Genomic DNA, 14,136 nt, shown 5'->3' with positions numbered 1-14,136 from the left:
TAGAGTTTAGAGTTTAGAGTTTAGAGTTTAGAGTTTAGAGTTTAGAGTTTAGAGTTTAGAGTTTAGAGTTTAGAGTTTTAAGGCTGTCTAGAACAATAATAACTACGATGAATAATGAGGACAATCCTATGACCCAAGTAACGGCGATGTTAGTGATGTTTGTTTTGTACGGGGTGTTACCAGCAGCTGGGTTATATCTAGGATATCGTGGTATCAAAAAAGTGACCGCGCCAAAAATGCTTGAATATAAAGCGATGCCGCAGTTGGGTTATATTCCTGAAAAAAGCTTACCCATCGAAGTCAAAACAGCCCTTGACCAAATCAATGGAAAAGGTGAGAAGCTACGGGTCATTTATGGCGATACCAATAATGATGGCAAGATAGATGATAAAGATACAGTCAACGAAACCTATATTATGATTCAAAACTTGATGGACAGGCACATTCCGCTAGCGGTAGCTGACTATCGACGCTTGCATGACTTAGATGTGGGGGATGGTGCGCTTGCTGATACCACTAAGATTAAGCATTCTAATGTCACTGGAAAAGAGGCGTTGCTAGACGTACTGAGTACCATTAATACTCAGTTTGATGATTTGCTCAATGCCTCATATCACCAAGATGGACAAAAATTGCTCGCAACCAATCGCTATTTGCAAAAACGCTTTGATAATCCTGCTGATAATACAGAGTTTCAAAAGCTCGATAGCAGTGCCAGTAATGATGTAAACATTCAAGCAATTGAAAGCCCAGCTGGTACAAATGTGAGTGCTGAGGATATTAAGCTGTAGATGTAGAGTCGTATTATCAAAGAATAGGGTAAAGAGTAAATATCTATGAGCATACTAATCGGCGTTGGGGTTGTGACAACCGTCACGGTCGTTTATTTGGGTAAAAAAGGCTGGCAAGCTTTGCATAAAGCCGTTGGTATTACGCCAGGTGTGCTTACTTATCAAGATTATGATGCGCCGTTATCACTATCTAGGTTGTCACTATCTACTATAAAGTGGCAACAACTTGATCTAAACAACAAGCATCTTCAAAGCTTATCAGAACAGCAACTGCGCCAATTAAAACGTATCGATGAAAAAGTAAATCACTATCAACGCTATCAAAAGGCCCTGCAAGCGCAGCATAAAATGCCCGAACTCACAGAAACGCAGTTTGTGTTGCATAAGCTGCTGCATACGCGTTTGCCCGAAATGCTTGCCAGTCATTACCATCTAGTAAATGTGAATATAAATGCTCACAATGTGAGTAATGACAAGAAAGCAGAAGCGAGTGCGTTATTACAGAGTGTTTTAGATAATATTGAGCAGCGTTTAGATAATCTGTTAGAGCAAATGGACACGCAGCAGTTGCAAGATTTGCGAGTCATGAAAAACTATATTAATAGTCATGATAGCTAAATATTGGGTTAGTAAAATTATTATAAAAAACCCATAAAAAAGCTGCCCATAAATATTCATTATGGGCAGCTTTTTTATGGTCTAATTTAAATCTATTGCAGGTTTAAATTAGCGCTTGTCGTTGCGGTCACGGGTATTGCGTGTACCACGACTGGCAGGGCTAGCACTGCTTTTAGGCTTCGCGCTGCTGTTGCGATTGTCGCTACCACTGCGGCTGCTATCGCTACGACTGTCAGTAGTGCGACGTGCTTTAAGTGGTTTGTTTCTGATGCGCTCTTGTTTCTCTTTCGCCGCGCCATGTAGACCCGTACCATAACGTGGACGTAAGCTCACTAGGTCTGTTAAGGTATTGATGTCTTTTCTGTCGAGCTCTAAGAAACGACCAGTACGCAACTCTTTTGGTAATGCAATCGTGCCATAGCGCGTACGCAGTAGACGACTCACTTTTAGGCCTTGCGACTCAAATAAGCGACGTACTTCGCGGTTACGACCTTCTTTTAGCTGGACGTGATACCATTTATTGACGCCTTCACCGCCGCCTTCTTTGATATCTTCAAACTTTGCTGTACCGTCTTCTAACATCACGCCAGCTGTTAACGCACGCGCGATATCAGACGTCACTTCACCCAATACACGTACGGCGTATTCACGAGTGACTTCACCAGAGGGATGCATCAAGCGATGCGCCATTTCACCATCATTGGTAAACAATAACAGGCCCGTTGAGTTAATATCTAAGCGTCCGACCATGACCCAGCGGTCATGGGTCAGCTTTGGCAGACGTTCAAAAACCGTTGGACGACCTTCTGGATCATTGGCAGAGCACACTTCACCTTCAGGCTTATAGTAAGCCAATACGCGGCGACGCTTCTCATTCTCAGCAGTATATTTAATCTGACGACCATCAACGCGAATCTCATCGCCTGGTTCGACGCGATCACCGATGGTTGCTGGGCCGTTATTGACTGTTACGCGTCCAGATTTAATAACTTCTTCCATCTGACGACGTGAGCCAAGCCCCATGCGGGCGAGGGCTTTCTGTAATTTTTCATCTTTCATAATCATGTCCTTGAGTCGGTGGGTTTACATTTCTCAATGTAAAAAATTAGACTGACTATTCTACGCTATTTGCGATGGCTATACAGCCCCTAGTCGTTATTAATTATAATGATTTATAAAATGTGGAGTCTCTCGCTGATAAATTGTTTAAATATTTCCACTGAGAAGTTTAAATATATGCTTAATATTGATTATACCTATGCTTTATTTAATCAGGTAATAACAGTCTAATTTTTAATATCATATGCTACTATAATTTACGTTAGCTTTTGTTTATACTGCGAAAATTAAAAATTAATTGTATTTTGATAATTCAGTATTACAAAAGTTGCTCGATCATTGCCAGTTAATATCTGCCATTATGTCCTATAAGGTTTTTCTATGCGTCGCAAGTCATATAGTCTATGGAGTGGAGTATGTTTATTGCTTGCCACTATGTTATCAGCCTGTACCAGTATCAATTCTGGACTTCAAGCGGGTGATTTGCCACCTAATGGGGCCTTTGTGGCCGAAAACGGTATTACTTTTAACGTTCAGCCGTTAAATGTAGCGACGTTACCACCTAAGCAAGCCACGGTACTCGATAATGACCTATATAATTTAGTCAAAGCATCGGGGCGAGTAGATTATCGTATTTCTGAAGGGGATATTCTAAGTGTTGTGCTGACGGGCTACCCAGATATAACACCCTCAGCAGCAGCTAGTGACAGTAATCCTTATACTTCTGGGTTCCCAGTTGATCAGCAAGGCTTTATTCAATTCCCATTGATAGGGCGTATCAAAGCCAGCGGCATGAGTGTGCCGCAGTTCACTGCAACCTTGCAAAGTAGATTACAGCGCTATCTAAAATACTCAGACCCGCAGGTTAAAATTGTCAATTATCGTGGCAGTAAATTCTTTGTGGATGGTGAGGTCAAGCAGTCTGGTGAGTTTGCCATTGCTGATGTGCCAGTATCTGTTTATAGCGCAATCTCTATGGCAGGCGGTGCTACTGAAACGGGTGACTCGAATAATATTGTATTAAATCGTCAAGGTAAGAACTATAACCTAGGATTGAAGTCATTACGTCAAATGGGGCTGTCTGCCAATCAAATATATTTGCAAGATGGTGACTCTATTCATGTCAATAGCCAAAGTCGCAACAAAGTTTACGTATTGGGCGAATTTGGTAAAATTGAACCAGTCGCTATTCCTGAGCAAGGGCTTAACTTGGCGCATGTACTGGGTGAGTCGAACGGGCTAAACTCTGAGACTGCCAATGCTGCTAAGATATATATCGTTCGTGACAATCCTAACTACCAATACACTACTATTTATTATGTCGACATGCAGACCATTACCAGCTTGGCGTTGGCCAATCGCTTCGAGATGCAACCCAATGATATCTTGTATGTTGACCCAACAGGCTTAACGCGTTGGAATCGTGTGATTAGCTCATTATTACCATCAACATCAGCCATTAGAAGTATTACAACTTTATAGGTAATAATTAACATGGCATTTGATAATATTTTGGTCGTTTGTGTGGGCAATATCTGTCGCAGTCCTATCGCTGCGGCTCTATTAATGAAACAATATCCACAAAAGCATATCGATTCTGCTGGGCTTTCAGCAGTCATCGGTAATCCAGTAGATCTCAATTCACAGGAGGTCATGACGCCGTATGATATCGATATGTCTGCACATATTGCCAAGCAGATAGATGAAGAACTAGTCCTCACCGCTGACCTGATTTTGACTATGTCGACCAGTCAGACCAAATGGATAGAGAGTCGCTGGCCGCATTGCCGTGGTAAAACTTTTCGGGTTGGACACTGGATTGACAAAGATATTGTCGATCCTTATCAGCATGACAAGTCAGTATTCAAGACGGTAAAAAAAGATATTGTGGAGAGCCTTGAGCAATGGGATGACAAAATTGCCTAAGCGCTAGCACGCAAACAATGATTGCTGGTCAATAAGATTGAGTGATAAAAACAAGCAACTAAACTGAAGCGGTGAATACATAGTGATAAATACAGATTCAAAGAACCTATCAAAGTCTCATGCAAAGTCTCATGGCGAAACGGATGATGATGACATTGATTTAATGGCACTCCTGTTAGTGTTGCTACGCGGCTGGAAAGTCGTGGTTTTTTTTGCTGTATTGGGATTACTAATAGGAATATTGTATAGCCGCTATGTGAATCCAACTTTTAAATCAGATGCGTTGATACAGATTGAGGAAAACGCCCAAGGCATCGCCGCGCTGGGTGAGAGTATCTCAGAGCTGGTCGGTTCAGAAGCAAGTAAGGCTGAGACAGAAGCGGAGCTCATCAGATCACGTATGATATTAGAGCCAGTCGTTAATTTATTGCATCTGCGCATTCAGCTCGCTGATCCCAATGTGGGGAATATCGATAAAATCAAAAATGACCGCACTGATACCCAGCTCAACACTGCTGAAGGTGTGTCTTTAAACGCAGAAGATGGTCAAGTACAGGTCAGTCAATTTAACGTGTCGCAAGCCTATCTAAATCAGACATTTACTTTGACCAGAACTGCTACTGGGTTTGTATTAAGTAATGGCTTTGATGATTTTAAAGGTCAAATTGGACAGGCTCATAAGTTCAAGGGAGTCGAGGGCCAAATTCATATTACGGTAAACGACCTCCCTGCTGAAGGCTATCCTATCAATATTAGCAAGCAGTCAGTGAAAGCCACCACAGATGCTATGAATAGCGTATTATCTGTCGTAGAGAAAGGCAAGCAGACCGGTATTATTCAGATGTCTATGACTGGTGACAATCAACAGCAAGTGACATCTGTGCTAAATGAAATCGTTTTATCTTATATCACTCAAAACCAATCTCGCGGCTCGGAAGAAACGACCAAAACGCTGACCTTTATGGAAACACAAATTCCAACGCTAAAAGAAAAACTTGAAAGCTCGGAAGCTACTTTCAATGAGTTCCGTACCAAGTACGGTACGATTGATGTTGGTAAAGAGGCGGAGCTGCTACTGGGTGAAAACTCTCAAATCGACGCGCAACTCAACGAGCTCAAACTCAAAAAAGCTGAGCTGACGACCTATTATACCGAAGAGCATCCATTGGTTATTCAGATCAATGAACAGCTGCAAGTGCTTAATAGTAGAAAACAACAAATAGACAATACTATCGCTGGTTTGCCTGAAATCCAACGAGAGTTTCTAAAATTATCAGAAGACACGGCGATCAATAGAGAGATCTATCTGACCCTACTCAAAAACTACGAGCAACTAAAAATCGTGAAAGCGGGTCAAATAGGCTTTGCACGTGTTATTGATTTGCCAATTAGTACCTTTAAAACCATCGCGCCAAAGAAACTGCAAATCATGATACTAGCGATGCTTTTAGGTACGATGCTAGGCGCACTGCTGGTTCTGCTAAAAAGCTTACTGAGAAAGGTAGTGAAAGATCCTGAGCGTCTAGAAGTTAAGACTGGCATCCCTGTGATTGCGACCATTCCACGCTCACCCTTACTGTCGAGATTGAACAAAAACAAAAAAACTGGCGCTCGCATGCTGGCTCATATCGATCATAATAGTTTGAGCTATGAAGCGATCAAAAGTCTTAGAACGAGCCTTACGTTCGGAATGCCAAAAGAAGATTCAGCTGTTCAATCTGCCAAGGTTATATTGATTACTGGAGAAAGCCCAGGGGTGGGTAAATCTTTTATTTCGGCCAATCTCTCAGAGGTTTTTGCTCAGCTGAATAAAAAGGTATTGGTTATCGATGCAGATATGCGCTTAGGTGAGCTGCATAAGATGTTCAGTATGAGTCAATATAACGGCCTAGCTGATTATTTGATGCAAGATAATAATCAACTGACACAAATAGACAATTTGCAAAAAGACAATATCCAAAAAGATAATTCCCAAAAAGACAGTGATGCCTCTAACTTAGGTATTGCTAACTTTATCCATCCTACGACTATGGATCATATTGATTTTATACCGCGAGGCAAGCATCCGTATAATCCTGCATCACTGCTGATGAAAGATGAGTTTGGTCAGTTAATGGCAGCGCTAAAGTCCCAGTACGACTATATCATTATCGACTCGCCGCCAGTATTGGCAGCCTCAGATGCCATGGTACTAGGTCAATATGCTGATAAAGTGCTCATGGTGACGAGATATGACGACTCAATAGAAGGACAGTTGGTCTATGCAGTTAAGCAAATGAATAAATCTAACATTCAAGTAGATGGTATTATTCTTAACGATGTACAGCAAGGTCTGATGAGTAAATACAGTTATCACTATAGTTATGCTTATGGTAATAAACAATAACCAGCTCATCGCTGCCGACTCTAACAGTGCCATTCAAGCGGTTGAATATTATGTTTATAAAATCAGAGTCTAAGGGTACTTATCGGTCAGGCAATAACCTGAAAAAATGGTTAACGCCTATGGCTCATTATCTATTGGCACTACCGCGGTTTGTTAAGCGCACTATTTTATTCACGGCAGATTTTGCAGTAGCAGTCATTTGCTTGTTCTTGGGATTGGCATTGCGACATGGTTATATTGCTCATCATGTTAGTCTGCCGACCCTTTGTTTATATGCACTTATTCCTATGGTTGGCTTATATGCTATTGGGTTTTACAAAGGGGTCGCTAGAGGGTTTTTCGATGGGGTGATGGGGCGTGTGTCCCTATTATTTTTTGTACTCATCATTGTCTATGAAATTATCATTTATTTCGATTCGTCAGGGAGTATGCCACGCTCCGTTCCTATTATATTTTTATTCTTATTTTTTACTTGGCTATGGAACAGTAGACTGACCATTCGCGAATTGTTGACGCGTCTGCAAGGCAAGCGCCAGCCACTTAGCGAAGAGAATAATTACGATAACATCATTATTTATGGGGCGGGAGAGGCTGGCAGAGAGTTGCTAGACGGCTTGAGACACTCTCATAAATATAAGGTTGTGGCATATATTGATGATGACAGGCAACTGATAGGTGCCTATTTACTGGGTAGAAAAATTTACGCTGCCCATGAGCTTGAAAAAATAATAGAGAAGCTTGAGGTAGTGCAGGTATTTATAGCCATTCCTTCTCTGAGCCGTACTCGCAGACGAGAAATCATAGATAAGCTGTCTACTATCTCTGTCAAAATTCAAGATCTTCCCAGTTTACAAGAGCTTGCTCATGGGAAAGTCACCGTTAGCAGTATGCGTCAGGTCGATATTTTAGACGTGCTGGATCGGCAGACCGTCGAGCCAGATGCTCGCCTCCTGCAGAAAAACATTACCGGTAAATGTGTGCTGGTGACGGGCGCAGGCGGCTCTATCGGCAGTGAGCTATGTCGCCAAGTCATAAAAAACGAACCGAATTGTCTTGTACTATATGAGCTGTCTGAATTTGCGCTTTATAGTATTCATCAAGAGCTCATCGCATTACAAGCGACACATAGCCGTTATCAAGAGATTGAAATCGTTGCAGTCATTGGTAATGTCACCAATGAAGATAATCTGCTTAGGATATTTAAACAGTATCAGATAAAGACGGTATATCATGCCGCTGCCTACAAGCATGTGCCTTTAGTCGAGCACAATCCCTTTGAGGGTGTTATCAATAATACGAAAGGTACTTATCACTGTGCTCGCGCGGCGATTGCCGCCAATGTAGAGACTTTTGTGTTGATCTCTACCGACAAGGCAGTCAGACCGACGAATGTCATGGGTGCGACCAAACGGTTGGCAGAGCTGGTTTGCCAAGGTCTGAGTAATACAAGCGGTAGTACCTGCATTAGTATGGTGCGTTTTGGCAATGTATTAGGCTCGTCTGGTTCGGTCGTACCAGTATTTACCAAGCAAATAGAGGCAGGCAGGCCAATCACGGTGACTCATCCTGATGTCACTCGCTATTTTATGACCATTCCAGAAGCGTCGAATTTGGTCATACAAGCAGGCGCAATGGCAACTGGCGGTGAGGTATTCGTCCTGAATATGGGCGAACCGGTAAAAATAGTCGATTTGGCTCGTCGTATGATTCATCTCAGTGGTCATGATACCAAAGATGCTGAAAATCCCAATGGTGAAATAGAGATCGTCTTTACGGGGCTAAGAGCAGGAGAAAAGCTCTATGAGGAGCTGATCATCGGTGAGGATAATGTTGAGCCCACTGATCATCCTCTCATCATGCAGGCAATGGAGCATAGCTTCCCATTAGATGATATCGAAGCGACATTGTTTGAGTTGAATCACAGAGCAAAAAAACATGACGTGATATGGTTAAAAGCGCAGTTTAAGTACTTTGTAGTGGGTTATCAGGAAGGCTCTACTCCCGAAGTTTCAAAGTCCAAGAAAAAACTCATTGAAAATATTGGTTAACAGGATAAAACGATGGACATTAATAATATAAAAATCGCAGTGATTGGTCTTGGGTACGTAGGACTGCCTTTAGCCGTTGAGTTTGGCAAGCAGCATTCGGTAGTGGGCTTCGATATAAATTCCAGTCGTATTGCTGCACTGACAGCAGGTATCGATCATACTTTAGAAGTCAGCAATGAAGAGTTGGCTGAAGCTACAAATTTGCACTATAGCTCAGATATCGAGGCACTTAGAAACTGTAATTTCTTTATTGTAACCGTGCCGACACCTATCGATGATTTTAAGCAGCCTGATTTGAGACCGCTGATCAATGCCTCAAAGGCGATTGGTACATTGTTGAAAAAAGACGACATTGTGGTCTATGAATCAACCGTATATCCTGGGGCGACTGAAGAGGTTTGTATTCCAGTATTAGAAAAAGTATCTGGACTAGTCTTCAACCAAGATTTTTATGCAGGTTACAGCCCTGAGCGTATCAATCCTGGCGATAAAGAGCATCGAGTGACCAATATTTTAAAGGTAACAGCAGGTTCTACACCTGAAGTCGCTAGCTTCGTTGATCAAGTGTATAACTTAATTATTACTGCGGGTACACATAAAGCACCAAGCATTAAGGTGGCAGAGGCTGCAAAAGTAATTGAAAACACCCAAAGAGATGTCAATATTGCTCTGATTAATGAACTAGCGGTGATCTTTAATAAAATGAATATAGATACAGAAGCAGTGCTCACGGCAGCAGGTACTAAGTGGAATTTTTTACCGTTTCGCCCGGGTCTAGTCGGTGGTCATTGTATCGGTGTTGATCCTTATTACTTAACACATAAAGCACAGGCCATTGGTTATAATCCTGAGATTATATTAGCCGGTCGCCGTCTAAACGATAGTATGGGCGAATATGTGGTGACGCAACTGGTCAAGACCATGATCAAAAAGCGTATTCAAGTCGAAGGAGCGAGAGTATTAGTTTTAGGGCTTAGCTTCAAAGAAAACTGCCCAGATGTGCGTAATACGAAAGTCATCGATATCGTCCATGAGCTCCGTGAATACAATATCGAGGTTGATGTCTATGACCCTTGGGTCGACGCTAAAGAAGCTGAACGAGAATATGAGATAACACCTATTGCCCAACCATTATCAAATCAATATGACGGCATTATTTTAGCGGTGGCACATGCCCAGTTTTTAGACATGGGTGTAGAGCACATTAGAAGCTTAGGTAAAAATGACCACGTCCTCTACGATTTAAAGTATGTTTTTACCAAAGAAGAAACCGACATACGCCTTTAAATATTCAAAGTAATAGGGAGTTATATAACATGATAGCCACGGCATATGAAAAAGTAAAAGCAGCGTTAGTTGACGAACCAAAAACGTGGCTGATCACAGGGGTCGCGGGTTTTATCGGCTCTAATTTATTAGAGACTCTACTCATACTGAATCAAAAAGTCGTGGGTTTAGATAACTTTGCGACTGGGTTTCAGCATAATCTGGATGAGGTGCAGTCGTTAGTCAGCGAGGAACAGTGGGCAAGATTTAGCTTTATGGAAGGTGATATCCGTCAGTTGGGAGATTGTGAAAAAGCTTGCCAGAGTGTTGATTATGTCCTACATCAAGCCGCACTAGGCTCAGTACCGCGCTCTATCGCCGATCCCATCAATACTAACGACACTAATATTTCAGGTTATTTAAATATGTTGGTCGCTGCACGCGATGCTAAGGTAGCAAGCTTCACCTACGCTGCTAGTAGCTCAACTTATGGTGATCACCCTGCACTGCCAAAAGTTGAAGATGCCATTGGTAAGCCTTTATCGCCTTATGCTGTTACCAAGTATGTTAATGAGTTGTATGCTGAGGTATTCACTCGTACTTATGGCTTTAAAACGATTGGCCTACGTTATTTTAATATTTTTGGTAAGCGCCAAACCCCTGATGGTGCGTATGCCGCGGTGATTCCCAAATGGACGGCGGCCATGATTCAGGGCGACGATGTTTATATTAATGGCGATGGTGATACTAGCCGCGATTTTAATTTTATCGAAAACGCAGTACAGGCCAATATCTTGGCAGCAACAGCCAACGATGACGCCAAAAATGAAGTATATAATGTGGCAGTTGGTGGTCGTACTACGCTGAATACGCTATTCACGGCGCTGCAAGAGCAATTAGCTGCAAATGGAGTGAGCTATAGCCAAGAGGCGGTGTATCGAGACTTTAGAGAGGGTGATGTGCGTCACAGCCAGGCAGACATTAGCAAGATACAGAACGCATTAGGCTACGTGCCACATTTTGATATTGTTCAAGGTATTGAGAAAGCTATGCCTTGGTATGTTGGGTCTTTAGCATAAAATAATAAGTAGGTTTCTATGAAAGTGCTAATCACAGGCGGTGCAGGCTTTATCGGTTCTGCTGTTATTCGCCACATTATAAATAATACTGATGATGAAGTCTTAAATATTGATAAATTGACTTATGCTGGTAATTTAGACTCGCTCAAAGAAATCGATCAAGATCCAAGATATGAGTTTCAACAGATTGATATCTGTGACACAGAAGCACTAGAGCAGGTATTTGACAGTTTTCAACCCAATCTTGTGATGCATTTAGCCGCAGAGTCCCATGTGGATCGATCTATAGATGGCCCTGCTGAGTTTATTACTACCAATATCGTGGGTACTTACACTTTACTGGAAGTTGCCCGAGCATACTGGCAGCAGCTCGAAGGAGTAGACAAGTCGAAATTCAAATTCCATCATATCTCTACTGATGAGGTCTATGGAGATTTAGAAGGCACGACCGACTTATTTACTGAAACTACACCTTATGCACCGAGCTCACCGTATTCTGCTTCCAAAGCAAGCTCCGATCATTTGGTTCGTGCATGGCATCGTACGTATGGCTTCCCTATTTTAGTCACTAACTGTTCTAACAATTACGGCCCTTATCATTTTCCTGAAAAGCTTATCCCATTAGTCATTTTAAATGCGTTAGATGGGAAGTCACTACCTATTTATGGCAAAGGGAATCAAATACGCGATTGGTTGTTCGTAGAAGATCATGCACGCGCATTATATCAAGTGGTCACTGAAGGAAAGGTTGGTGAGACTTATAATATCGGTGGGCATAACGAAAAGCAAAATATCGATGTAGTAAAAACAATTTGCGAAATCTTGGATGAGTTAAAGCCACAATCAAATGGTCAGCCATATGAATCACTCATTACTTTCGTAAAAGACCGTCCGGGACATGATTTACGCTATGCCATCGATGCTAGAAAAATTGCCAATGAATTAAACTGGACGCCCATTGAGACGTTTGATAGTGGCATTAGAAAAACAGTCGAATGGTATCTAAATAACATGGAATGGTGCAGCCGTGTCCAAGATGGCAGCTACCAACGCGAAAGACTAGGAGCAGGTGAATAAATGAACACAAAAGGTATTATTTTAGCAGGTGGTTCAGGAACACGTCTTTATCCTATTACTAAGGGTGTGTCTAAGCAGCTGCTACCTATCTATGACAAACCGATGATTTATTATCCGTTATCTGTATTAATGCTGGCAGGAATCCGTGAAGTGCTTGTCATTAGTACACCAGATGATATAGATGGTTTTAAGCGCTTACTTGGAGATGGTAAAGAGCTTGGCATCGACATCCACTATGCGGTTCAGCCAAGTCCAGATGGTCTAGCTCAAGCATTCATTATCGGTGAAGATTTCATTGGCGATAGCAATGTCTGCTTAGTGCTTGGCGACAATATCTTTTATGGTCAAGGCTTTACTCCTTTATTAAAGCAAGCCGTTAATCGCCAAAAAGGAGCGACCGTATTTGGATATCAAGTCAAAGATCCAGAGCGCTTTGGCGTTGTGGCATTTGATGAAGATAAGCGGGCGATTTCGATAGAAGAAAAACCTGTCAAGCCTAAATCTAATTATGCGGTAACTGGGCTTTATTTCTATGATAATGATGTGATAGAGATTGCGAAGAAGGTGAAGCCTTCTGATCGAGGTGAAGTTGAGATTACAACGGTCAATCAGATGTATATGGAACGTGGTGATCTCAATGTCGAGCTATTAGGTCGTGGATTTGCTTGGTTAGATACCGGTACACATGAGAGCTTATTAGAAGCTGCACAGTTTGTAGAAACCATTGAAAAGCGTCAAGGCTATAAAGTAGCCTGCTTAGAAGAAATTGCCCTCAATAACGGATGGCTGAGGAAACAGCAGGTTGCTAAGATTGGTCAGTCGATGAGCAAAAATGCTTATGGTCAGTATCTAATCTCTTTAGTAGGGGCAGAATAATGAGCATAATAGAATGGATCGAGTTACCAAATTTAGGGGACGATCGAGGTTCACTAATGGTGCTTGAATCTAATAAAAATGTACCTTTTAAGGTCAAAAGAATTTACTATATTCTTGATGCCAAGCCTGATATTCCTCGTGGATTTCATGCCCATAAAGAACTTATGCAGTTAGCTTTTTGTATAAAAGGTAGCTGCAATATGATAATGGATAATGGTATAGAAAAGCAGCAAGTGCGCATTGATAAATCTAATCTGGGTTTGATTATCCACCCTATGGTTTGGCATGAAATGCATAACTTTAGCGAAGATTGTGTGATGTTGGTGCTAGCAAGTGCACAATATGATGAAGCGGATTATATTCGTGATTACGATGAGTTTATAAATGAAGTTAATAAGCCTTTTATACACCCTTTGTCTGACGTTATGTCAACCACGATAGGTCAAAAAACTAAAGTTTGGCAATATAGTGTCATTCTTCCTAAAGCATCCATTGGTGAAAACTGTAATATTTGTGCTCATACATTGATTGAGAACGATGTTGTAATCGGTAATAACGTTACAGTTAAATCAGGCGTCTATATATGGGACGGTATTACTTTAAAAGATAATGTGTTTATCGGTCCTTGTGTCACCTTTACGAATGATAAGAAACCTCGCTCAAAGCAATATCCAGATGAATTTCCAAAAACCATTGTAGAGGAAGGAGCAAGCATTGGCGCTAACGCCACTCTTTTACCTGGTATCACCATTGGAAAAAATGCATTAGTGGGTGCTGGAGCAGTCGTTACTAAGAATGTGCCAGAAAATGCAATTGTAGTTGGAAATCCAGCAATTATCAAAGGTCACGTATAAATGATCAAACCTTTGACTTCAATAAGAATGATATTTGCAATTTTTGTTTTTCTAAGTCATCTATCATTTTTGGAAAAAAATAATTCATATTCAAAATTATTTAATAATATATTTTCTGAGGGCTTTTTAGGGGTAAGTTTTTTCTTTATACTAAGT

General features: G+C 41.5%; 12 protein-coding genes. 11 read left to right on the top strand and 1 reads right to left on the bottom strand.

Translation table 11 applies throughout. The features are described 5' to 3' along the window. Positions 1–128: 128 nt before the first annotated feature. A complete protein-coding gene (locus JMY08_RS13475) occupies positions 129–791 on the top strand; it encodes a hypothetical protein (protein WP_201593708.1) in 663 nt (220 codons plus the stop codon). A gap of 45 nt (positions 792–836) precedes the next feature. After that, positions 837–1,409, top strand: a complete 573-nt coding sequence (locus JMY08_RS13470) for a hypothetical protein (RefSeq protein ID WP_201593707.1) — start codon at positions 837–839, stop codon at positions 1,407–1,409. A 108-nt stretch (positions 1,410–1,517) separates the two neighbouring features. On the opposite strand, the gene rluB is transcribed toward JMY08_RS13470, so the two are convergent. Further along, a complete protein-coding gene (gene rluB, locus JMY08_RS13465) occupies positions 1,518–2,468 on the bottom strand; it encodes a 23S rRNA pseudouridine(2605) synthase RluB (RefSeq protein WP_201593706.1) in 951 nt (316 codons plus the stop codon). A gap of 381 nt (positions 2,469–2,849) precedes the next feature. Between rluB and JMY08_RS13460 the strand changes: the two genes are divergently transcribed. From JMY08_RS13460 to JMY08_RS13420, 9 genes are all read left to right on the top strand, one after another. Beyond that, entirely contained in the window at positions 2,850–3,950 is a 1,101-nt protein-coding gene (locus tag JMY08_RS13460) for a polysaccharide biosynthesis/export family protein (RefSeq protein ID WP_201593705.1), read from the top strand. A gap of 12 nt (positions 3,951–3,962) precedes the next feature. Continuing rightward, positions 3,963–4,394 (top strand): low molecular weight protein-tyrosine-phosphatase, encoded by a 432-nt coding sequence (locus JMY08_RS13455; RefSeq protein WP_201593704.1) that lies wholly within the window; start codon positions 3,963–3,965, stop codon positions 4,392–4,394. 85 nt (positions 4,395–4,479) lie between these two features. Next, entirely contained in the window at positions 4,480–6,780 is a 2,301-nt protein-coding gene (locus JMY08_RS13450; RefSeq protein ID WP_201593709.1) for a GNVR domain-containing protein, read from the top strand. A gap of 119 nt (positions 6,781–6,899) precedes the next feature. Then, a complete protein-coding gene (locus JMY08_RS13445; protein WP_227679690.1) occupies positions 6,900–8,828 on the top strand; it encodes a polysaccharide biosynthesis protein in 1,929 nt (642 codons plus the stop codon). Between the two features lie 12 nt (positions 8,829–8,840). Continuing rightward, positions 8,841–10,115 carry a Vi polysaccharide biosynthesis UDP-N-acetylglucosamine C-6 dehydrogenase TviB gene (gene tviB / locus JMY08_RS13440; protein ID WP_201593702.1) on the top strand — a complete coding sequence of 425 codons (1,275 nt, stop codon included), beginning with the start codon at positions 8,841–8,843 and terminating at the stop codon, positions 10,113–10,115. Positions 10,116–10,144: 29 nt separating this feature from the next. Further along, the gene (locus JMY08_RS13435) at positions 10,145–11,173 is read left to right on the top strand and encodes an NAD-dependent epimerase/dehydratase family protein (RefSeq protein ID WP_201593701.1); all 1,029 of its coding nucleotides are present in this window, start codon (positions 10,145–10,147) and stop codon (positions 11,171–11,173) included. A gap of 18 nt (positions 11,174–11,191) precedes the next feature. Further along, positions 11,192–12,250, top strand: a complete 1,059-nt coding sequence (rfbB, locus tag JMY08_RS13430; protein ID WP_201593700.1) for a dTDP-glucose 4,6-dehydratase — start codon at positions 11,192–11,194, stop codon at positions 12,248–12,250. Beyond that, positions 12,251–13,126, top strand: coding sequence for a glucose-1-phosphate thymidylyltransferase RfbA (gene rfbA / locus JMY08_RS13425; RefSeq protein WP_201593699.1), 876 nt, complete (start codon positions 12,251–12,253; stop codon positions 13,124–13,126). Continuing rightward, complete coding sequence (locus tag JMY08_RS13420; protein WP_201593698.1) at positions 13,126–13,980, top strand: WxcM-like domain-containing protein; 855 nt, start codon at positions 13,126–13,128, stop codon at positions 13,978–13,980. Before rfbA ends, JMY08_RS13420 begins: the two co-directional genes overlap by 1 nt. Positions 13,981–14,136 lie beyond the last annotated feature (156 nt).

The organism is Psychrobacter sp. Pi2-51, from assembly GCF_904846665.1.
In the GTDB taxonomy this organism is placed as follows: domain Bacteria; phylum Pseudomonadota; class Gammaproteobacteria; order Pseudomonadales; family Moraxellaceae; genus Psychrobacter; species Psychrobacter glaciei.
The sequence above is the reverse complement of the archived record's forward strand: the minus strand, read 5'-3'. Positions and strand labels throughout refer to the sequence as shown.